At 67.3% G+C, this 18724-nt stretch carries 22 protein-coding genes and 1 pseudogene; 9 read left to right on the top strand and 14 right to left on the bottom strand.

Going from position 1 to position 18724, the window contains the following annotated elements:
• Nucleotides 1-23 precede the first annotated feature (23 nt).
• The 4 genes from crcB (HPY32_RS43105) to HPY32_RS43120 all read right to left on the bottom strand — a co-directional run bounded on the left by crcB (HPY32_RS43105) (nucleotide 24) and on the right by HPY32_RS43120 (nucleotide 1722).
• A complete protein-coding gene (gene crcB / locus HPY32_RS43105; protein WP_067586087.1) occupies nucleotides 24-386 on the bottom strand; it encodes a fluoride efflux transporter CrcB in 363 nt (120 codons plus the stop codon).
• Entirely contained in the window at nucleotides 383-724 is a 342-nt protein-coding gene (locus HPY32_RS43110; protein WP_067586082.1) for a DUF190 domain-containing protein, read from the bottom strand. Before HPY32_RS43110 ends, crcB (HPY32_RS43105) begins: the two co-directional genes overlap by 4 nt.
• A complete protein-coding gene (gene crcB / locus HPY32_RS43115; RefSeq protein ID WP_067586078.1) occupies nucleotides 721-1212 on the bottom strand; it encodes a fluoride efflux transporter CrcB in 492 nt (163 codons plus the stop codon). Before crcB (HPY32_RS43115) ends, HPY32_RS43110 begins: the two co-directional genes overlap by 4 nt.
• 159 nt (nucleotides 1213-1371) lie before the next feature.
• On the bottom strand, nucleotides 1372-1722 hold the full coding sequence (locus tag HPY32_RS43120; protein WP_067586076.1) for a DUF190 domain-containing protein: 351 nt from the start codon (nucleotides 1720-1722) through the stop codon (nucleotides 1372-1374).
• A gap of 178 nt (nucleotides 1723-1900) precedes the next feature.
• Between HPY32_RS43120 and HPY32_RS43125 the strand changes: the two genes are divergently transcribed.
• The 3 genes from HPY32_RS43125 to HPY32_RS43135 all read left to right on the top strand — a co-directional run bounded on the left by HPY32_RS43125 (nucleotide 1901) and on the right by HPY32_RS43135 (nucleotide 4446).
• Complete coding sequence (locus HPY32_RS43125) at nucleotides 1901-2635, top strand: Crp/Fnr family transcriptional regulator (protein ID WP_067586073.1); 735 nt, start codon at nucleotides 1901-1903, stop codon at nucleotides 2633-2635.
• Nucleotides 2636-2860: 225 nt separating this feature from the next.
• Entirely contained in the window at nucleotides 2861-4231 is a 1371-nt protein-coding gene (locus HPY32_RS43130) for a dihydrolipoyl dehydrogenase family protein (RefSeq protein WP_067586070.1), read from the top strand.
• An 11-nt stretch (nucleotides 4232-4242) separates the two neighbouring features.
• Nucleotides 4243-4446, top strand: a complete 204-nt coding sequence (locus HPY32_RS43135; protein ID WP_253950224.1) for a glutaredoxin domain-containing protein — start codon at nucleotides 4243-4245, stop codon at nucleotides 4444-4446.
• Between the two features lie 12 nt (nucleotides 4447-4458).
• On the opposite strand, the gene HPY32_RS43140 is transcribed toward HPY32_RS43135, so the two are convergent.
• The 4 genes from HPY32_RS43140 to HPY32_RS43155 form a co-directional block, all read right to left on the bottom strand.
• Nucleotides 4459-5823: a dihydrolipoyl dehydrogenase family protein gene (locus HPY32_RS43140; protein ID WP_067586067.1), complete on the bottom strand. Its 1365-nt coding sequence runs from the start codon at nucleotides 5821-5823 to the stop codon at nucleotides 4459-4461.
• 102 nt (nucleotides 5824-5925) lie between these two features.
• Complete coding sequence (locus HPY32_RS43145; RefSeq protein WP_067586064.1) at nucleotides 5926-6417, bottom strand: hypothetical protein; 492 nt, start codon at nucleotides 6415-6417, stop codon at nucleotides 5926-5928.
• 43 nt (nucleotides 6418-6460) lie between these two features.
• Nucleotides 6461-7999 (bottom strand): multicopper oxidase family protein, encoded by a 1539-nt coding sequence (locus tag HPY32_RS43150; RefSeq protein ID WP_067586061.1) that lies wholly within the window; start codon nucleotides 7997-7999, stop codon nucleotides 6461-6463.
• A 178-nt stretch (nucleotides 8000-8177) separates the two neighbouring features.
• Nucleotides 8178-8561 (bottom strand): DUF427 domain-containing protein, encoded by a 384-nt coding sequence (locus tag HPY32_RS43155; RefSeq protein ID WP_067595500.1) that lies wholly within the window; start codon nucleotides 8559-8561, stop codon nucleotides 8178-8180.
• A 230-nt stretch (nucleotides 8562-8791) separates the two neighbouring features.
• Here HPY32_RS43155 and HPY32_RS45505 point away from each other — a divergent pair, with 230 nt between their 5' ends.
• Both HPY32_RS45505 and HPY32_RS45510 read left to right on the top strand, forming a co-directional pair.
• Entirely contained in the window at nucleotides 8792-10465 is a 1674-nt protein-coding gene (locus HPY32_RS45505) for a radical SAM protein (RefSeq protein ID WP_231951586.1), read from the top strand.
• Nucleotides 10462-11292: a class I SAM-dependent methyltransferase gene (locus HPY32_RS45510; RefSeq protein WP_067586055.1), complete on the top strand. Its 831-nt coding sequence runs from the start codon at nucleotides 10462-10464 to the stop codon at nucleotides 11290-11292. The genes HPY32_RS45505 and HPY32_RS45510 overlap by 4 nt, the downstream gene beginning before the upstream one ends.
• A 41-nt stretch (nucleotides 11293-11333) precedes the next feature.
• Here the strand turns inward: HPY32_RS45510 and HPY32_RS43165 are convergent, their stop codons facing one another.
• From HPY32_RS43165 to HPY32_RS43175, 3 genes are read right to left on the bottom strand one after another with little or no spacing between them, the layout of a single operon-like run.
• Nucleotides 11334-12521 carry an MFS transporter gene (locus tag HPY32_RS43165; protein ID WP_067586052.1) on the bottom strand — a complete coding sequence of 396 codons (1188 nt, stop codon included), beginning with the start codon at nucleotides 12519-12521 and terminating at the stop codon, nucleotides 11334-11336.
• Entirely contained in the window at nucleotides 12518-12718 is a 201-nt protein-coding gene (locus HPY32_RS46755; protein ID WP_067586048.1) for a hypothetical protein, read from the bottom strand. Before HPY32_RS46755 ends, HPY32_RS43165 begins: the two co-directional genes overlap by 4 nt.
• Entirely contained in the window at nucleotides 12640-12945 is a 306-nt protein-coding gene (locus HPY32_RS43175; protein WP_309247584.1) for a Chromate resistance protein ChrB, read from the bottom strand. The genes HPY32_RS46755 and HPY32_RS43175 overlap by 79 nt, the downstream gene beginning before the upstream one ends.
• A gap of 410 nt (nucleotides 12946-13355) precedes the next feature.
• Here HPY32_RS43175 and HPY32_RS45515 point away from each other — a divergent pair, with 410 nt between their 5' ends.
• From HPY32_RS45515 to HPY32_RS43190, 3 genes and pseudogenes are all read left to right on the top strand, one after another.
• A complete protein-coding gene (locus HPY32_RS45515; RefSeq protein ID WP_231951585.1) occupies nucleotides 13356-13673 on the top strand; it encodes a DUF222 domain-containing protein in 318 nt (105 codons plus the stop codon).
• A gap of 364 nt (nucleotides 13674-14037) precedes the next feature.
• Nucleotides 14038-14253 (top strand): annotated as a pseudogene (locus tag HPY32_RS46985) (Lrp/AsnC ligand binding domain-containing protein); the annotation flags it as partial.
• Nucleotides 14171-14740: a GAF domain-containing protein gene (locus HPY32_RS43190; RefSeq protein WP_082871215.1), complete on the top strand. Its 570-nt coding sequence runs from the start codon at nucleotides 14171-14173 to the stop codon at nucleotides 14738-14740. The pseudogene HPY32_RS46985 and the gene HPY32_RS43190, both read left to right, overlap by 83 nt.
• A 373-nt stretch (nucleotides 14741-15113) precedes the next feature.
• On the opposite strand, the gene HPY32_RS43195 is transcribed toward HPY32_RS43190, so the two are convergent.
• From HPY32_RS43195 to HPY32_RS43205, 3 genes are all read right to left on the bottom strand, one after another.
• Nucleotides 15114-15896: a class I SAM-dependent methyltransferase gene (locus HPY32_RS43195; protein WP_067586042.1), complete on the bottom strand. Its 783-nt coding sequence runs from the start codon at nucleotides 15894-15896 to the stop codon at nucleotides 15114-15116.
• Nucleotides 15893-16279 carry a hypothetical protein gene (locus tag HPY32_RS44270; protein WP_197696460.1) on the bottom strand — a complete coding sequence of 129 codons (387 nt, stop codon included), beginning with the start codon at nucleotides 16277-16279 and terminating at the stop codon, nucleotides 15893-15895. The genes HPY32_RS43195 and HPY32_RS44270 overlap by 4 nt, the downstream gene beginning before the upstream one ends.
• An 84-nt stretch (nucleotides 16280-16363) precedes the next feature.
• Nucleotides 16364-17206: an SAM-dependent methyltransferase gene (locus HPY32_RS43205; protein WP_067595498.1), complete on the bottom strand. Its 843-nt coding sequence runs from the start codon at nucleotides 17204-17206 to the stop codon at nucleotides 16364-16366.
• Between the two features lie 455 nt (nucleotides 17207-17661).
• Between HPY32_RS43205 and HPY32_RS43210 the strand changes: the two genes are divergently transcribed.
• Nucleotides 17662-18696: a DUF5995 family protein gene (locus tag HPY32_RS43210; RefSeq protein WP_156674366.1), complete on the top strand. Its 1035-nt coding sequence runs from the start codon at nucleotides 17662-17664 to the stop codon at nucleotides 18694-18696.
• The last annotated feature ends 28 nt before the right edge of the window (nucleotides 18697-18724 follow it).

The following is an 18724-nucleotide window of genomic DNA, read 5'->3' on the forward strand; positions in this document are numbered from 1 at the left end:
CGTACTGCATGCCGTGCCTGCCATCAGGTGAGAGTGGCGTGCATGGCGGTGTAGCCGAGCAGTGCGGCTCCCAGACCGGCGATGACGCTGACCGCGACGTAGACGGTGGCGTAGAAGTGGGCGCGTTGTTCGAGTAGGCGCAGGGTTTCGTAGCTGAAGGTGCTGTAGGTGGTCAGTGCCCCGCAGAAGCCGGTGCCGAGTACGGCGAGGATCGGGCTGGAGGCGGCGGCGCCGGTGAGGCCGCCGAGGATCAGGCAGCCGATCAGGTTCACCGTGAATGTGCCCCAGGGGAAGATGCTGTCGTGACGGGTCTGCACGACACGATCGGCCAGATAGCGGGCGGGAGCGCCGATCATGGCTCCGAGGAAGACGAGTGCGACGGTCATGACGGGGTCTTGGCCTGGTAGCGGATGACTTCGACCTCGTCGAGCAGGACGGTGCCGTCGCCGATGAGGTCGTCGAGTTCGGGGAGGAAGGCGCGGATCTTGTCGTCGGTGTCGACGATGACGATGACGGCGGGCAGGTCCTCGGTCAGGTCGAGCAGCCGGGTGGTGTGGATGACCGAGTGGCCGCCGTAGCCTTCACAGCCGCGCAGGACGGTGGCTCCGGCGAGCCCGGCTTCGCGGGCGCGGCGCACGATCTCGTGGTAGACGGGCCTGTGGTGCCAGATGTCGTCCTCGCCGACGAAGATCTGCAAGCGAGTGGCGTATCCGGTGAGCTTCATCGCCGGTCCTCTCGAGTCTCGCGCCGCCGCACGGTGATTCGGGTCAGGGTGACACCGGTGAGGACGGCGAGCATGGCGCACAGCAGGGTACCGGCGGCGTAGGCGAAAGCGGTTGCGGTGGTACCGGGTTGGAGGAGGTTGCGGGTGTCGACGGCGTAGGTGGAGAAGGTGGTGAAGCCGCCGAGAAAGCCGACGCCGAGGAACGGCCGGATCAGCCGGTGCGCGGACCACACCTCGGTGATGAGCACCATGAGGACACCGATGGCGAAACAGCCTGCCACGTTCGTGATGAACGTGCCCCACGGGAAGTGCCCGGGCCGGGTGGGCAGGAGTTGGGCGATGCCATAGCGGGCGATGGCACCGAGCCCGCCGCCGACCGCGATGACGGCCAGCACGGCGCCGTGGTCGCGGAACAATTCGCGGCACTGCTCGGCAAAGCGCAGATCGACGTCGGGATCGCCGGATTCGGCGAGACGGATTTCGGGCACGACAGGCTCCTACTCGAACGGCAGACATGCTGGTCAAGTAGGGACTGTTGGCGATCGGGCGATCACGGTTTTCCGGGTCTCCGGAGTGGCGAGCCCCACCGCCACATCACTAGAGGTTAACCCGGATCCTGTCCGAGATCATTTCGACTGTGCCGAGTGTCACGGCGCGTGTCGCCGGGGTCTGGTTTCGTAGCGGATGGTGTCGACGTCGTCGAGGACGACGAGTCCGGTGAGGTCGAGCTCGTCGAGCTGGGGCAGGAACGCGCGGATACGATCCTCGGCGTCGGCGATGACGATCACCATCGGCAGGTCCTGACTGAGCCGGAACAGGTGAGCGGTGTGAATGCGCGAACTCGCGCCGAAACCCTCGACACCCCGCAGCACGGTGGCACCCGCGAGCCCGGCTTTGTGGGCACGGTGCACGATTTCGCTGTAGACGGGGCGATGATGCCACACGTCGTTCTCCCCGACGAAGATCGACAATCGCAGTGCCCTGCCGGAGGTTTTCACCGAGTGCCCTTCCGGGTCGTCGACATGCGCGTGGTGTTCCGACCAGGAATCCCGGCGGGATCCATCGTCTGCATCAAGTGTAGTGAAGATCTGTAGCTCCCCGTCCAGCCGGAGACGTTGGTCGATACGGTTGGCGGCATGGTGACACGATGATTCGACCGATTTCTGGAGGCGGTGGATGAACCGATCCGAGGGGCCGTTGACACATCTGTTGCACACGTTCGGCGGGGAGTCGTTCAGCGAGGACCAGTTGCGTCAGGCCGCGTGGATCGCCCGTTGTGTCGGGCGGGGCGCCGCGGCGCCGTTACGGCCCGACGATCTGGCGGCGCTGGCGGATCTGCTCGAATTCCAGTCTCTGCCAGCGGGTTCGGTGGTGTTCGCCGCGGGTAACCCGGCCGATGGGGTGTGGATCGTGCGGCAGGGACAGCTCGAGCTCAGCGTCGGATCCGGGCGGCGTCGTGCGGTCGTGGACGTGCTGCGGCCCGGCGATGTGGACGGCGATATCCCGCTGCTGCTGGATATGCCGCTGATGTACACCGCCCGCGCGCTGACCGGCGCGACGTGTCTGTACCTGTCGCACACGGCATTCGAGAAACTGCTGGCCGGGCATCCGGCGATCGCGCGCCGCTGGTTGTCGAGCGTCGCACAGCGCACGGCCGCCACCCAGACCCGGTTGATCAGCATCCTGGGCCGTCCGTTGACCGCGCAAGTGGCGCAGCTGCTACTGGACGAATCGGTGGACGGCTCGGTGCAGTTGGCCCAGCGCACAGTGGCGGCGATGCTGGGTGTGCAGCGGCCGTCGCTGAACAAGATCCTGAAGGAGTTCGAGCGCGACGGAATCATCGAAATCGGGTATGCCGCACTCGATATCAAGAATCCGGATCGCCTGCGGGGCATCCAGCAACAAGCCTGAGCCATCCCCGCCGAGATTCTGACAACGGACGGCATCGGCTCGATGCTCACCGAACGTGGTTTCGGTGATACCCGGCCGGTCGTCGTGGTAGTCCCCGGGATACGACCGCCACCCGACAGGGTCGATGTCGGCGCCGGATATGTCAGCACGCTGACACTCGGTCGGCGGTCCGTGGCGGCCTCGCGTTGTCGTTGAGTAAATAGGACGAAATTGACAGGAGTGACGATGGCAGCAGAGACAGTGGACGCGGTGGTGATCGGCATGGGGCCCGGCGGTGAGGACGCCGCGGGTCGGTTGGCGAAGGCCGGACTCCAGGTGGTCGGGGTGGAGGGTCGGCTGGTCGGCGGCGAATGCCCGTACTACGCGTGTGTGCCGACGAAGATGATGATCCGGGCCGCCAACACCCTGGCCGAGGCGCGGCGGGTGAACGCGCTGGCCGGTGCGGCGACGGTACGACCGGACTGGGCGCCGGTCGCTGCCCGCATTCGGGATGAGGCGACCGATGATTGGGACGACACGGTGGCGGTGGAGCGCTTCGAGAAGGCCGGTGGCCGATTCGTGCGCGGGTGGGGACGGATCACCGCCCCTGATGAGGTAACGGTGGAAACCACCGGTGGGCCGCGAATCTTCCACGCGCGCAAAGCGATCGTGCTCAACCCCGGCACGTCCCCGGCGATTCCGCCGATTCCGGGACTCGCCGAGACCCCGTACTGGACCAATCGGGACGCGGTGGCGGTCACCGAGGTGCCGGAGTCGCTGATCGTGCTCGGTGGCGGACCGGTCGCCAGTGAGTTCGCCCAGGTATTCGCTCGCTTCGGTGCGGCGGTGACGATGCTCGTGCGCAGCCGCCTGCTGTCCCGCAATGAACCCGAGGCGGGGGAATTGCTTGCGGAAGCCTTTGCCGCCGAGGGGATTACGGTGCTGTCCGGGGTCGAAGCCACCCGTGTCGAGCACGACGGGCACCGATTCGCCGTGCGCCTGAACAATGACGAGATCCGCCACGCGCAACACCTGCTGGTGGCCGCGGGGCGTCATACCGATCTCGCAGCGCTGGGTGTCGGCGCGGCCGGGCTCGACGAGCATGCCGGGCGGATCGCCGTCGACGCGCGCATGCGGGCCGCCGACGGTGTCTGGGCGATCGGCGACGTGACCGGGCACGGTGCGTTCACCCACATGTCGATGTACGAGGCACGCATCGCCGCGAACGACATTCTCGGTGCCGCAACGGAATCCGGTGACTATCGGGCCGTCCCGCACGTCACGTTCACCGATCCGGAGGTGGGCGGGGTCGGGCTGACCGAGGAGCAGGCGCGGGCCGCCGGTGTGCGGGTCTCGGTCGGGATGAGCCAGATTCCGTCCTCGGCGCGCGGCTGGATCCACAAGGCCGGTAACGAAGGATTCGTCAAGCTCGTCGCCGACGCCGACCGCGGTGTACTGGTCGGTGCGACCTCGGTCGGGCCGACCGGCGGAGAAGTGTTGTCCGCCTTGGTCGTTGCGGTGCACGCGCAGGTCCCGGTGCGCACGCTGCGGGAGATGATCTACGCGTATCCGACCTTCCACCGCGCCATCGAGTCCGCCCTGGACGACCTCCACTGACGAGGGAAGAACTGCGGCGCACCGAACTCCGGCTACACGAGATCGACATCTGGGAGGACCCCGGCACCGCGGCCCGGGTCCGCTCCGTCGCGCACGGCAACGAGACCGTGCCGACGGTGTTCGTCAATGGCGAGGGGATGGTGAACCCGAGCGTGCGTGAGGTATTGGCCGCCGCGAGCGGTGGCCAGCCACCGGCCCGGTGGTGGCGACGCTGATTCCTACGGCGGTCACCGATATGTGATCGCGCGGGGTGTGGGGCCGTAGCCGAAGAATTGGGCCGCGGCCTGTTGGATAGCGGTCGACCAGGTGGGGTAGGCATGGGTGGTTTGGGCCAGGCGGCCGGTGAACATGCCGGTACGCAGGGCGAGGGCGGGTTCGTGGATGAGCTCGCCCGCCCGTTCACAGACGATGGTGGCACCGAGAACCCTTCCGCCGCCGGTGTTTCCGAGGATGCGGCGGGGACCGGCGAGGAGTTTGACGAAACCGTCGGTGCGGTCGGCGGTGATCGCGCGGTCGACCCGATCCATGCGCAGGTACGCCATCCGGGCGCGCGGGTCGGCGATCTCGGATTCGGCCGTGCCGACGGTGGCGATCTCGGGATCGGTGAACACCACCGATGGGATCACCGTCGGATCGAAAACTGGCCTGCGCCACCGATGTAACGCGGCACCGGCCGCGACCCGGCCCATCTCGTACGCGGCGTGGGTGAACAGCAGGTGTCCGGTGATGTCACCGGCCGCGTAGACGCCGGGTGCCGTGGTGGTGAGATGCCGGTCTACAGAGATGAAACCTCCTGCGCCGGTGCGGATTCCGGCCACATTCAGACCCAGTCCGGTGGTGTCGGGGCGACGCCCGGTTGCCACCAGCAGGCGCTGAGCGGTGATGTCCGGTCCCGAGTAGATGTGCAGCACCACGGTGCCGTCGTCGCCCGATACGGCCCTGACGGTGATGTCGGTGTGCACGGTGATTCCCTGGCGGGCAAAGACTTCGGTGATGATCGCGGCCGCGTCAGCGTCTATACCCGGTAGGAGCCGAGGCGCGGACTCCACCACCGACACTCGCACGCCCAGCCGGGACAATGCCTGCGCCAATTCGCATCCCGTCGGCCCGCCACCGAGGATGGCCAACGAGTCCGGTGGATCGCTCTGCTCGAAGACGGTGTCGGTGGTGAGGTAGGGAACGTCGGCGAGCCCATCGATGGGCGGTACCGCGGGCACGGTGCCGGTGGCAATGACGATGCGGGCGGACGAGATCGAGCGACCGTCGACGTCGACGCGGCGGGAGGCGGTGAAGCGGGCGCGCCCGCGCAGGACCTCGATTCCTCGCTTCCGCAACACATCCGCGGTCTCGGTCGCCGCGATACGGTCGATCACGGCCCGCACCCGTGCCGCGGCCTCCGAGTAGGACAACCCTTGGGCGGCGGCCTCGATGAGGGTCTTCGACGGCACACATCCGGTGAAGGTGCAGTCCCCGCCGATCTCACCATCGGCCACCAGCAGCACCCAGGCACCGGCACGCACACCGGTTTCGGCGGCGGCGAGTCCGGCCGAGCCGCCGCCGATCACCAACAGGTCGCAATCTGTGTATGTCATACGAGCACGCTTCCTTGCTGCCAGGGGTCCACTCGCCGTTCTGCCACACTTCCGGCCGCCGCAGTCGGGCATCTCCGATCGCGGCGGAACGCCATCGCCGAATCACGGCTGTGCCTGCGGCACTCCGACCAGGACGGTGAGTACATACAACGGTGGTGTGCCGGGTGGGAATCCGAGGACGTCGGGGTCGGCGTCGGCGGGCCGTGGACGTAAACACAGTGCGGCGACGCCGGTTCCGGTGACCCGGTAGTCGAAGACGGAGATGGCGGAGCTGCCGGTGATACGACCGTCATCGGGCAATCGATCCGAGCCCAGCAGGTCGACTCGGCTGCGGGTGAGCTGGTCGAGGTGGACGAGGGTGGGGCTGGGCTGGCAGGTGTCGCCGGTGTCGGGTGTCCACTGCACCGGGTCGCTGGGTAGTTGGATCTGGATGTGAGCGCCGTCGGGGACGGTCTGCGGCATCCAGGAGTCGTTCCACCAGCCGATGTTGTCGCGCAGTTGCTGGTTGAACACGTAGGCGTGGTCGTTGGTCAGCGGCTGGTGGCCGTCCTCGTCGGAAGGCGCGGCGCTCGCGATCGTGGCACCGAGAACCATTGTGGCGGTGAGTGTTCCGATAGCGCTCAGGCGGTGACTCAACTCAGTGTCCGGCGGCCGGGCGGATGAGGATGTTGCCCATCATGCCGTTGTCCTCGTGGGGCAGGATGTGGCAGTGGTAGACGGTTTTGCCGGTCGCGTCGGGCCGGAAGTAGGTCCGTAATGTGAACTGTCCCTTGGGTGGTAGCCGGAAGGTGTCCCACCAGACGGCCGGATCCGGGGAGCCCCAGGAGGTGTCCCCGAGCGGGATGCCCCGCACATCGACCACTTGAAATGGGTTGACGTGGATATGGAACGGGTGTTGGAAGACGTCGTCGTTGACGATGGTCCACTCCTCGACCGTTCCCGCCTCCACCTCCTGATCGATGCGGTCCATGTCGTATTCCTTGTCGTCGATGCGGAAGACGACTCCGGCGCCGGTGCGCCCGGAGATGTCGCCGGAGAATTTCAGCGTGCGCCGCCGGACGACCGGCAAGTCCGGCATCCGGGGTGGCTCGACGAGTCTCGCGGGGATCCGGCCGTCGGCCCGCGGACCGGCGACCACGAGTGTGGCCAGTTGTACGCGGGGCCGGGGCCCGCCCGGATGACCCTGGTCATAGCGTTCGGCGTAGATCCGGTATCGGCCGGGTTCGCCGCCCCGGGTGATGAACTCGACTCGATTGGCTGCCGTCAGCATCACGTGCGGCAGCCGTTTCGGGGCCGCGAAGGGGATACCGTCTTGGCCGATCTGGTGGATGTCGTGGCCGTCGATATGCAGCCACAGAGCGCGGTGCGGGTTGGCGTTGAGCAGCCGCCACCGCTGGGTTTCGCCGGGCCGGATCTCGATCTCGGGCATCAGCTGCCCATTCACCGTGAACATCATGCTCGACGGCACCGCGGGAATGCCGTTGAACGGCACCGGTCCGCCGATCGGCACCACCAGCACGGTCGGAACCTCACCGGAGTCGTCGCCGACCCACAGCTCGTCGACCACCAGCACGCGCTCGCGCATATCCGCGATTTCGGGCACGGCGTCGATATCGCCCTGCACGATGAGCGGGCCCGCCAGCCCGCTCCAGGCGGCGTGACTGGTCGAGCCGTGGAAATGCGGGTGGTACCAGTGCATTCCGGCGGGCTGGTCCCGGGGGATGTGGTACTCGTACTGGAATTGTCCGAGCGGGTCGATGCGGACGAAGATGTTGTCGGCGTTGCCTTCCGGCGACACCTGCAGGCCGTGGGTGTGGATATTGGTGGCCACCATTTTCTGCGGCCCCGTCTCGCCGGTCACCATTTTGTGGACGGCCGGAGACACGCACCCGGCCAGATCGTGCCGGGCCTCATCGGGCATGGACGCGCAGATCGGTGGCATGGTGTTCAACGGTATCCCCATGGGCCGCATCAGGTTTCGCAATAGGATCCGCAGGGTGTCGCCGGGGCGGATGCGCAGGATCGGGCCCGGTGTCGAACCGTTGTAGGCATCCAGAGTCAGCGTTCGACCGGCGAGGTTCACCTGGTGTGCGGCGATATCGAGGCCGGTGTCGAGCAGTCCGCCGCGGCTGGACACCTCGGGCAGATCGCGCAGATGCTCGCCGACGGCGGCCAACGCCCCCGGTCAGGCCGGTAAACAGTGTTCTGCGATTCATGTCTGCCTCCGCTACTGCACGAAATACCGAACGGTGGCCAATTCATCGACGTGACATCTGGAAGATAGCTGAAGATTCGCGATTGTCCGGCGAATGAAATGCTGTCGGAGGTATTCGACAGGCGCGACACCGTCTGGTTCACCGCGGGGCGCCCCGTCCGGTCAGTCGCGCCAGCCAACTCGGGCGCTGGTCGTCGGTGGATTCGATGGCGGTGGCCTCGGTCGTGGCCCTCTCCTGGGTGCCCTCGACCTGGACCTCGCCCCAGAAGGCAACATGATTCTTGATTTTCCGGGCCAGTGGGCTCGGTTTCGGGTAGTACCAGGCCGCGTCGGGGTGCACCTCGCCGTTCACGATGACGTTGTAGTAGCTGGCCAGGCCCTTCCACGGGCACAGCGACCGGCTGGGGCTGTCGGCGAAGTACTGCCGGTGCAGCGATTCGGGCGGGAAGTAGTCGTTGCCCTCCACCCGCACCGTCCGTGGTGACTCGGCGATCACCGTCTCGTTCCAGATCGCGCGCATCATCTGCCGCATACCTCCTTGTCGCCGTTGTTCAGGCAATTCAACCGCCGGGTCGGGTACCGGTGCTGGTGAACTGTCAGCCGGGTAACAGGATCGGCTGTCGAGGCGGTCGGCGAAGCGTCGGCGTGGAGCGGTGTGTCGGCGCAGACTGTCAGCAGGGCAACAGTCTCGGTGACAACTCGTGTCCTCATGGGTGAGGTGGACGGCACGGTATTGCGGAGGATGGAGGCTGGGTGACAACGGTGCGATCCGATCGCGACGAGGTGTTCGTCGAGTACACCAAGAGCATCTGCCCGGTGTGCAAGACGGTGGTGGATGCGCAGGTCAATATTCGCGACGACAAGGTATATCTGGGCAAGCGCTGCCGTGAGCACGGCTGGTTCGAGGCCCTGGTCTACGGCGATGCGCAGGCGTACCTGTCGATGTCGCGGTTCAACAAGCCCGGCACGTTGCCGCTGGCGTTCCAGACCGAGATCCGTGACGGTTGCCCGTCGGACTGCGGGTTGTGCCCGGACCACAAGCAGCACGCCTGCCTGGGGTTGATCGAGGTGAATACCGGCTGCAATCTGGACTGCCCGATCTGCTTCGCCGACTCCGGGCATCAACCCCGCCCGTCTCCCACCACCACCCTCAACGGAGACGCTTCGCGTCCGGTCTTCGATCCCGGGTATTCGATCACGCACGAGCAGTGTCGGCGGATGATCGATGCGTTCGTCGCCGCCGAGGGGGAGCCGGAGGTGGTGATGTTCTCCGGCGGCGAACCGACCATCCACAAAAATCTACTGGACTTCATCGACATGGCCCAGGCGTCGCCGATCCGCACCATCACCATCAACACCAACGGCATCCGGCTCGCCTCCGATCGCAATTTTGTTGCCGCACTCGCCGATCGCAATGGCCGAAACGGCAAGGTGCTCAACATTTATCTGCAGTTCGACGGGCTGGAGGAACAGACCCATCTGCGTATTCGCGGAAAAGATCTGCGCACGATCAAGCAACGGGCACTGGACAATTGCGCCGACGCCGGGCTGATCGTCACCCTCGCCGCGGCCATCGAGCGCGGGGTCAACGAGCACGAGATCGGTGCGATCGTCGAATACGGGCTGGCTCATCCTGCGGTGCGGGCGATCGCGTTTCAGCCGGTCACCCATTCCGGACGGCATCTGGAATTCGATCCACTGCAACGGTTGACCAATCCGGATGTCATCGACGCCATCGCCGAACAGTTGCCGCAGTGGCTCGCCCCCTCGGACTTCTTCCCGGTGCCGTGCTGTTTTCCCACCTGCCGGTCGATCACCTATCTGATCACCGACGGCACACCCGGCGAGCCCGATCACACGGTGATCCCGATCCCGCGGCTGCTACAGCTCGAGGACTATCTCGACTACGTCACCAACCGTGCCCTGCCCGACCTGTCCGTGCGGGAGGCTCTGGAAAAGCTGTGGAGCGCTTCGGCGTTCATGGGAACCCCGACCGTCGACGAGAAACTCGCCCGCGCCGCCGAGGCGATCGCGTGCGGGCCGGGCGGCTGCGGGATCGACCTGCCCGCGGCCGCCCGCGAACTCACCGACCGCGCCTTCATGATCGTGGTCCAGGACTTCCAGGACCCCTACACCCTCAACGTCAAACAACTCATGAAATGCTGCGTCGAGGAGATCACCCCGGACGGCAGGCTGATTCCCTTCTGCGCCTACAACAGCGTCGGCTACCGCGAACAGGTCCGCGCCGACCTGACCGGCGTCGCCACCGCGGATCCGGTACCGAATGCGACCGAGCTGCAACCGCTGCTCACCCTGTCACCACGCGGATCGATGATCGCCCGCAACGGATCCGACCGGCCGGGGCGACCGGCTCCCGACTCGACCAACACCGGCCACCGCGCCGTGCCGAGACAGCCGCGGCCATGACCGGTCCGGACCCCGCCGACATCAAAACCTGTTGCGTCCAGGCGTATGAACGCGATGCGGTCGCCTTGCTGCTCGGCGATTCCTACCATCCCGGCGGTGCGCGCCTCACCCGTCGCCTGGCCGATCGGCTGGCGCTGCGCCCGGGACAGCGGGTACTCGACATCGCCTGCGGCCCGGGTGCGACCGCGGTCCTGCTGGCCGCCGAATACGGGGTCGAGGTCGAGGGAATCGATCTCGCCGCACCGATTCTCGCGCGTGCCGAGGCGGCGGTGGAGGCGGCGGGGCTCACCGGCCGGGTCCGGTTTCAGCACGCCGACAGCGAAGCGACCCCGTTCGCCGCGGGCGTGTTCGATGCCGTCGTGTGCGAATGCGCCCTGTGCCTGTTTCCCGATAAGCCTCGTGCCGCAAGCGAATTCGCTCGTGTCCTGCGACCGGGCGGACGCCTGGGCATCACCGATGTCACCGTCGCCGACTCCGGCCTGCCCGCCGAACTCACCGATCTCGCCGCCCATATCGCCTGTATCGCCGACGCGCGCCCCGTGACCGGATACCTCGATCTGCTGGCCGCGGCCGGGCTGCGCGTCACGACCGTCGACCACCACGACACCGCGATCACCACCATGATCGACCACATCCAGGCCCGCCTGAACCTGCTGCGCATCACCGCACCCGAGGCCCTCACCGCCGCGAACCTCACCCCCACCGCGGCCGTCCCGTATGTGCGCGCCGCCCGCCGAGCGGTCACCGACGGCCGACTCGGTTATGCGCTCATCGTCGCCGAGAAACCGTCCTCACCGCATTCCGGCCGAGCCGTCGAGTCCGCTTGACGATCTTGAATCTGAGCTTCATGCCCGCGACCCACGCCGAGTTACGGGCGTTTCATTTCGGTGGCGGGGATTGCGGTGGCAATGAGGGCGGCGAGGACGATGAGCAGTCCGGCGAGGGTGAGCAGTCCGAGGCCGACGGTGGCGGCGGTGGCGACCGCGCCGACGAGCAACGGGCCACCGGCGTCGCCGAGTTCGCGCCCGATTTCGGCGGCACCCATGGTCTGGCCGAGCCGTTCCGGTGGCGTGGTGGCGGCCAGGTGCGCGAATCCGAGCGGCGTGATCAGACCGGTCCCGGCCCCGACGACGACCGCGGCGAGCACGATGCCCACGGCCCCGGGCACGACAGGGGCCGCGGCGACACCCAGTGCGGCCAGGACGAGCCCGGCCGTCATGCCCGCGTGGTCGCGCAGGCGTCCGGCGTCGCGGGCGCGACCGGCACGGGGCTGGACAAGCGCGGCGGTGGCGGCCAGCAGCGACACCGCCGTACCGGTGGCCAGCGGGCCCAGTCCGTGTCCGGCCCCGACCACCGGCAGGAACCCGACCCCGACGGCCAGTGCGGCGGTGGCCCCGGCCAGTGCGGCGGTCGGGCCCAGGAAGCCGCGATCGGCGAGGCGGTGGGCCAGATCCAGCACGGTCTGGCGGGCTCGCGGCAGCACCGGCACGGCGGGAACGGCGAGCGCGGCCCAGACCGCGACGAGGGTTGCGAGAACGGCGAGGGCGGCGAAGAGCAGGGTGTAGCCGCCGACGGTGACGAGCAGGCCACCCAGGAGAGGACCGAGGGTGTAGCCGAGCCCTTTCCACGCGCCGTAGCTGCCGAACGCACGACCGTGCCCGCTGCCCGGAGTCAGCCGGGCGACCATCGCCCCGGCCGCCGGGGAGAACGCCGCCGCGGCGGCACCCTGCCCCAACCGGGCCACCCCGACCAACGCGGGATTACCGGCCAGCACGAACGCCCCGGAGGCCACGGCGAAGGCGGCCAGCCCGCCGAGCAGGACCGGGCGGGCGCCGACGCGGTCGGCCAACGCCCCGAACACCGGCTTGAGCAGCACCTCCGCACCGTCGTAAACCGCCAGCAGGATACCCAGCGCCAGCAGGCTCGCGTGTTCGGCGTGGGTGTAGCCGCCGAGGCTGGCAGCGATGCTGTGCGCGCCGAACGCGGTAACGAACCCAGCCGCGTACAACGGCAGCAATCGTGCCCGCGGCACCTCGGCGACCGGTCCGGCGCTCACCGCGAATACCGCTGTCCAGCAGCCGATTCGACCGGTGACCCGGCCGTGAACAGAACACGCAACGATGTGCGCGCGGCGAGCGCCAGCACCCGCCACGCCAGCGCGAACCCGGCCCGACTCACCGCCGCCCCCAGAACGAGACCGGCGAGCATATCCTGCGGATAGTGCGCGGCGAAGTACACGCGAGCGAAGGCCATCGCGGCGGCCGCAGGGCCGCGAAGACCCGCTCGGTGTAGTCGGCCAGGCGGTCGACGCAGTGCTCGAGCTGCCGATCGGCCTCGACAGCGGCGGGTGCACCGAAGACATCACGCGCCTTGATGTCGCGATGCCAGCGACGTAGCCGCTCCAGGCTCTGCTCCTCCCCTTCGAGCTCGGCCATCGTAAACTTGCCGGTACCGATCTCCTTGTCGATCCCGGCGTCCAACCGCACACACCCGCCGCAGCCCCCGCCACACCGCCCCGATGCCGCTGGAATCACCGACCTCCCTTCGGACCGGGCTACGACACCACCGAACCCGGCGTCCACATATCGACATTCAGATACTCGTCGCCCGCAATCCTGCCCATGCCGCCGACGTCTCGCCGCCCTGTGCTGTCACAACGCCTCCGGCGCGAAACGATTCGCTGTCGGTACCCGAGTCTATGGTGATAGTCACTGTGCCAGTAGGAAGTTCGGAGGGACCGGATGGCGGTGCCACCGACTACATCCGGGCTGTGTCGTCCGGCATCCCACGAATCCCGCTCACCGGCCGCGACACGGCAACACCCTGGGACGACCGACTGCACTCGGCGATGATCGAACATATGTTCTAGCGGTGCGGTAAGCTGGTGCGCGTGAACACACATTCGACTGCAGTGGCACCGGAGGCTCCGGCGCGGGAATGGTCGGAACTGGCCGATGTCGATTTGTTGCGCACGCTCGTCGAGACCGAACGCCGTCGGCGTCGGCTGGGGGCGGCCATGGTCGCGGCCGTCGCCGAGGCCGAGCGCCGTGGTCTCGCCGCCGACACCGGTTACCGCGACACAGCGGAGCTGTTGAGTGATCTACTGCGGATCAGTGCCTCCGAGGCGCGTCGGCGAATCGAATACGCCGCTCCGCAGGCCCACTCGCGTTCCAGAAAGGCATGGAGGGCGCTGACGGCGGCAGGTTGAGGCTGAGCCCCGCCGTCGGGATCCGCCTCTACCCGCCACCATGACCGTTGACCCACAACCGATCACGACAAACCGCCGTAAGTCGGACTGTCGCCGAAACCAAGCCAACCCGAGTGCTTGCTCGATCTATGGGAGACGTTGTGCCGACCGATCCTGTGTGCCGCATCGTCCGACTTGACTGTGCCGCAGCGGCAGGGACTGTACTGCACAGCGCGCGAGCGCGATTCCGATCATCGAGAAAGAGATTCATGAATTCTATTGCACGAGAGCTGGTACCCCGCGACGCCCTGTCGAACGTGCTCCCCGACTCCACACTGACCACCTTCACCGCGGACGATCTCGCCGAACTCGTCGTCTTGCAACGATGCTGCGGGTCGAGTCGGGGCAGCGGTTCGTCGTCGCCGATCGCCTGGCGTCGATGCCCGAGGTGGATGAGGTCCACCTGACCACAGGCGGCTACGAACTGATCGTCGCGGCGTCGTTCGACTCCGACAGCGATGCGCTCGAGTTCTACGTGCGCCACGTCGAGCAGGGACCTGGAATCCAGGAGTCGGTCTCGACGCACGTCGTCGAGACGATCAACCGCGGAACTGCTCGACCTCGCCTGCGATGTGGCCACCGCGTCGCTGGGCGCCGACCGAGTCCACGTGGCCGACGGGAACATCGGGCCCGCCGATTCGGCGCTGTCCCCGTGGCCGCCCACCATGCGCTGGCGGGGTCTCTCCTCTCGCTACGTCGAAGAAATTTGCCTCAAAGGTCAGGCCGAGGGGATCGTCCTCCCCAATGTAATCAAGCACAACCAGCACGTCTTCGTGGCCGACGCCCGAACCGATCCGCTCTTCCGATCCGTGGCCGACCTCGTTGTCTCCGAAGGCTTCCGCAGCTGGATGGGCCTGCCGGTGTGCACCGGCGGCACCCGGCGCGGCACCCTCTGCCTGTACTGGAACAACATCATCACCTACCGGGAAGACCTGGTCCTGCGAGCCCAGGAGCTGGCCGACATCCTCGGCAAGCACCTTCCGCGCTACTCGTCCGAGCCATCGGACGCCCCACCACCACCGGCCTGAGGTCCCCCGTCGGCGAGACCGGTTGCGCCACCGCTGGGGGGCGGGGAGTGGCGCGGGACCGGTCGCGGTTCGGCGTCCGCGACGGCGATCCGCAGGGCGCGGTCTTCCCGGCGCCCATTCCGGCCACGGCCAGCGGGGCGGCATGAAAGCGGAACCCGTTCGGCGGCAACCGATTCAACCCACACAGGTGCTCCACGATCGGGATGCCCGCGGCCAGCGGCGCGGTATGCGCGGGACGAGTGCCGTCGATATTGAGCGAGTCGATACCGACCAGTGCCGGACGCTGGGATCGTCGGCCCCGGTATGCCCGGGTAGGTGATCATGCCGTCGCGAATCACATGACCGAGCTCGACCAACCGCCGAGACACCGGCTCTACCGCACCCCCGGATGCGGCGTGGCCGTGACGGTGATCCACGGGTGGATGAAACGAATCTTGCCGTCGGGGGTACGCGACGGTGCCAATCCGGTGGCCGGGCCGCCGTCGAGTTCTTCGGCGAATCGCGAAAGGATCTGCGCGCGTGCATCGTCCGGTGTCTGGGTGCGGTCGAGCCAGTCGTCGAGGCCGAGACCGAAATCCTCGAATGCCTCGGAAACCACTTCCGCGCCAGCGGTTTCGACCATGGCCAGGATCTCCTCGCGGGCCAGGGTGCGGTTGTGGCTGGGGTCGCGCAGCCGCTCGAGGCGGTTGGTCTCGTCCGCCAATTCCGCTGCGGGAACGAACATGTCGGTGATGCCGATCCGCCCGTCCGGCCGGGTCACCCGCACCATCTCACGCACCGCCGCCGCGGGATCGGCGACCTGATGCAAGGCCAGACGGCACACCACCAGATCGAACTGCCGATCCAGCCACGGCAGCCGCACGGCGTCACCCACGCAGAACGCGATGTTGCGCAGGCCGGATTCGTCGGCCAACCGGCGGCCCTGGACGAGCATCTCGGGAGTCAAGTCGATGGCGCTGACGTGCGAAACCAGCGGTGCCAGAGCACGACCCAGATGTCCGGCACCGGCAGCAACATCCAGCACCATATCTTCGCGACGCGGTGCCACCTGCTCCACAATCCAGGCCAGTCCGCGGTTGGAGAACCCGGCATTCTCGAAAGTCGGTGCCTGCAACCGGAACTGCTCACGAATCCGGTCGTTGTGTGAGGTCATCATGTCTCCTGTTCGGGGTCGATGGTCGGTCGTTGTCGGGTCAGCGGGCGGCGGCAATGCGGTGCACGGCCTCGGTCAGGATCTGTGGCGAACATGCGCATCTGCCCGGCATAGATCCGCCAGCCCCACGCCCGCTCGGCATACCCGCGAACCGTGTCCGCGAGGTCGAAAGTCGGTGCCGCATAACCGGTATCGGACCGCTCGACCGCCTCCCGCACCACTGGCTCCGCCAACGGCAAATCCATTTCGGCCATCAGAAGCGGCAGTACATCCACCGCGAAGGTTCGCCATTTCGCGCTCCGCCGCTCCCGCAACTCCGCCAGCGGCGGGATCGCCAGAGCCGTTCCGGCAGTGGGCTTTTGCCGATCGGCGGGGCCACGGGTCACCAACACTCGTTAATGATCAACTTCTCGGGAGCTGTCACGCTTCCGATAATCTGCCGACCTGTACCGGAATTCCGCCACATCCGGTCAGGGCTTGCGGCCCACCCCGGCCCAGGCCCAGGCGGGTCCGATGTGTGGCTCGACATCGAAGATGGGTGCTTCGGCGAGCTCTGGGCGCCAGTTCTCCAGCGTGACCACGCCCGGCTCCACGATTTCGGTTCCGGTGAACAGGCTTTCGATCTCGGCGCGGGTGCGCGGCACCATTGTGATACCGGCATGCTCGCAGGCTCGCGCCGCCTGCGTCGCGCCCTGTAGATCGAAATCCTGGGTCGGGTGGCTGATGGTCAGGGTGCTGCCGGAGGGCACCGCGTTAAGCAGTCGCGCGATGATGCCGTGCGGGTCGTCGGCGTCGCGGAAGTACATCATGATGGCCACGAGCATGATGGCGACGGGACGGCCGAGGTCGAGGGTGTCGGTGAGGATCGGGTCGGTCAGGATCGATTCGGGGTCGTGCAGATCGGCGTGGATGAACGCGGTCCGACCCTGCGGGGTGCTCGCCATCAGGGCGCGGGCGTGGGCGAGGACGAGCGGGTCCTTGTCCACGTAGACGATGCGGGCCGTCGGGTCGACGTCCTGGGCCACCTCGTGCACATTGCGCGCGGTCGGCAGGCCGGTACCGATATCGAGGAACTGGGTGATGCCCAGCTCGGTGGTCGCATAGTGCACGGCGCGGCCGAGGAAGGCGCGATTGGTGCGTGCCATGGACCGAATACCGGGGATGTGCGCGGCGATCTCGTCGCCGAGCCGGCGATCGGCCGGGTAGTTGTCCACGCCGCCGAGCCAGTAATCGTAAAAGCGCGCCTCGTGCGCCGTGGTGATATCGATGGTGGTCGGTAAGCGCGACCCCGCCCGGCCACGGCTGTCTGACATGAAGCGCCTCTCCTCGCGGTGGCCGCGCACGAGGTGCCGATCACCACGCGAGCCGCCGACCCGCGGCGACTCGCCAAACGTTACGACCAGTACGCCACCACCCTATTCCTGCACACCCGTCCGCGCCCGGCTTTTCCACCCGGAATCGGCACCACCACTTTCGCGCCCGGGGCGGTGTCGTCGACACCGTGCCGACATCGAGCACGGCAGCGTGTCACCGCAGGCGTAGCGGAATCCTTGCCGCAGTGTCGGTGTCGTGCGTTCGGCGCAGCGGTTCGGGAATCAGGCCGTCGCCGATGGCGGCGCGACACGCCGCACGCAGGATTCTCCGCCGCGGAAACGATCCGCTGACGGTCGGATTCCCGAGACTTTGCTGCGCCCGTCAAGGACGGTCCGGGGATCGGAAGTACACCGTATACCGCGGCGTCCGGCGAGTGCGGTCGAAGAATGCGTGTATGCGAACAGCCATGGGCGCTCTGGTCGTAGTTCTGGCACTCGTTACGCTCGGCAATCCCGTCGCGGTCGCGCAACCTCCGGCGCAGCCGCAGAATTCCGTCGGTTCCGGGCTCTTGCAGACAGTCGCCGGGTTGCCGCCGATCCAGGCATTGGCCGAGATCACGCGCCAGCTGTTCGGGCCGGACGGGCGCTACATTCCGTGGGCTCGCCAGCTGCCGCCCCTTCCCGTACCACACACCCCGCAGGCCACGCCGTGCCCCAGCGGGGGACCCGAATGCATTACCCATGTCATTCAGGAAATGCAGCGTCGGGGGCGGGAAATGATCGACGCCTGTTCCGATAATGCCCCGATGTTGCTGTCGTATCTGACGGCGACCCGGGCCACCAAGAACATCACCGGCAGTCCGGGCGAGTTCGAAGATCCTGCCTTCCTCCGCAATTGGGATCTCCAGTTCGCCGACTACTATTTCCGAGCTCTCGACGACTACTACCACGGGCGGCGCGACGCGGTCCCCGGCGCGTGGCGGCAGGCGTTCCAGGCCGCCGACACCCATTCGGTGACGGTGCTGGCCGACGCGGTCCTGGGATACAACGCCCACATCACCCGGGATCTGCCGTTCGTCATCGCCGACATCGGCGTGACCGCGCCCGACGGCACCAGCCGCAAACGCGACCACGAACGGGCCAGCCAGATGCTGACCGAATATCAGCACCAGGTCCTCACCGCCCTGACCGGCATGTACGAAGACGCCGATCCGACCATGCGCGCGGGCGCGAATCTCGAACCGATGGTCTACATGTCCTTCACCCAAGTCATTCAGGCCTGGCGTGAATACGCATGGCGCGCAGCCGAACAGCTGCTGCTGGCCCCCACGCCCGCCGACCGGGCGGCGGTGGCCGACCAGATCGAGAACCTGTCCCAAACACTCAGCCAGATCATCGTGCAACTGTTCACCCGCAACGACCCACCACCGCATCAGGGCCCGTGCGCGAAACCCACCGCCGAACTCGACCGAGAACTCGGACAGGCGTAGCGGCTCCGGAGTGCGGCGGGGCACCGTG

This window comes from Nocardia terpenica, assembly GCF_013186535.1.
Classification (GTDB): Bacteria; Actinomycetota; Actinomycetes; order Mycobacteriales; family Mycobacteriaceae; genus Nocardia; species Nocardia terpenica.

Excerpts from the sequence above, each read along its gene's own strand:
- HPY32_RS45510 (WP_067586055.1), top strand. The coding sequence starts at position 10,462 with ATGACCGGTCCGGACCCCGCCGACATCAAAACCTGTTGCGTCCAGGCG.
- HPY32_RS43195 (WP_067586042.1), bottom strand. The coding sequence starts at position 15,896 with ATGATGACCTCACACAACGACCGGATTCGTGAGCAGTTCCGGTTGCAG.
- HPY32_RS43125 (WP_067586073.1), top strand. The coding sequence starts at position 1,901 with ATGAACCGATCCGAGGGGCCGTTGACACATCTGTTGCACACGTTCGGC.
- HPY32_RS43110 (WP_067586082.1), bottom strand. The coding sequence starts at position 724 with ATGAAGCTCACCGGATACGCCACTCGCTTGCAGATCTTCGTCGGCGAG.
- HPY32_RS43190 (WP_082871215.1), top strand. The coding sequence starts at position 14,171 with ATGCGCTCGAGTTCTACGTGCGCCACGTCGAGCAGGGACCTGGAATCC.
- HPY32_RS43140 (WP_067586067.1), bottom strand. The coding sequence starts at position 5,823 with ATGACATACACAGATTGCGACCTGTTGGTGATCGGCGGCGGCTCGGCC.
- HPY32_RS43210 (WP_156674366.1), top strand. The coding sequence starts at position 17,662 with ATGCGAACAGCCATGGGCGCTCTGGTCGTAGTTCTGGCACTCGTTACG.
- HPY32_RS43205 (WP_067595498.1), bottom strand. The coding sequence starts at position 17,206 with ATGTCAGACAGCCGTGGCCGGGCGGGGTCGCGCTTACCGACCACCATC.
- HPY32_RS43130 (WP_067586070.1), top strand. The coding sequence starts at position 2,861 with ATGGCAGCAGAGACAGTGGACGCGGTGGTGATCGGCATGGGGCCCGGC.
- HPY32_RS43155 (WP_067595500.1), bottom strand. The coding sequence starts at position 8,561 with ATGATGCGCGCGATCTGGAACGAGACGGTGATCGCCGAGTCACCACGG.
- HPY32_RS46755 (WP_067586048.1), bottom strand. The coding sequence starts at position 12,718 with ATGGCCTTCGCTCGCGTGTACTTCGCCGCGCACTATCCGCAGGATATG.
- crcB (WP_067586087.1), bottom strand. The coding sequence starts at position 386 with ATGACCGTCGCACTCGTCTTCCTCGGAGCCATGATCGGCGCTCCCGCC.
- HPY32_RS43145 (WP_067586064.1), bottom strand. The coding sequence starts at position 6,417 with ATGGTTCTCGGTGCCACGATCGCGAGCGCCGCGCCTTCCGACGAGGAC.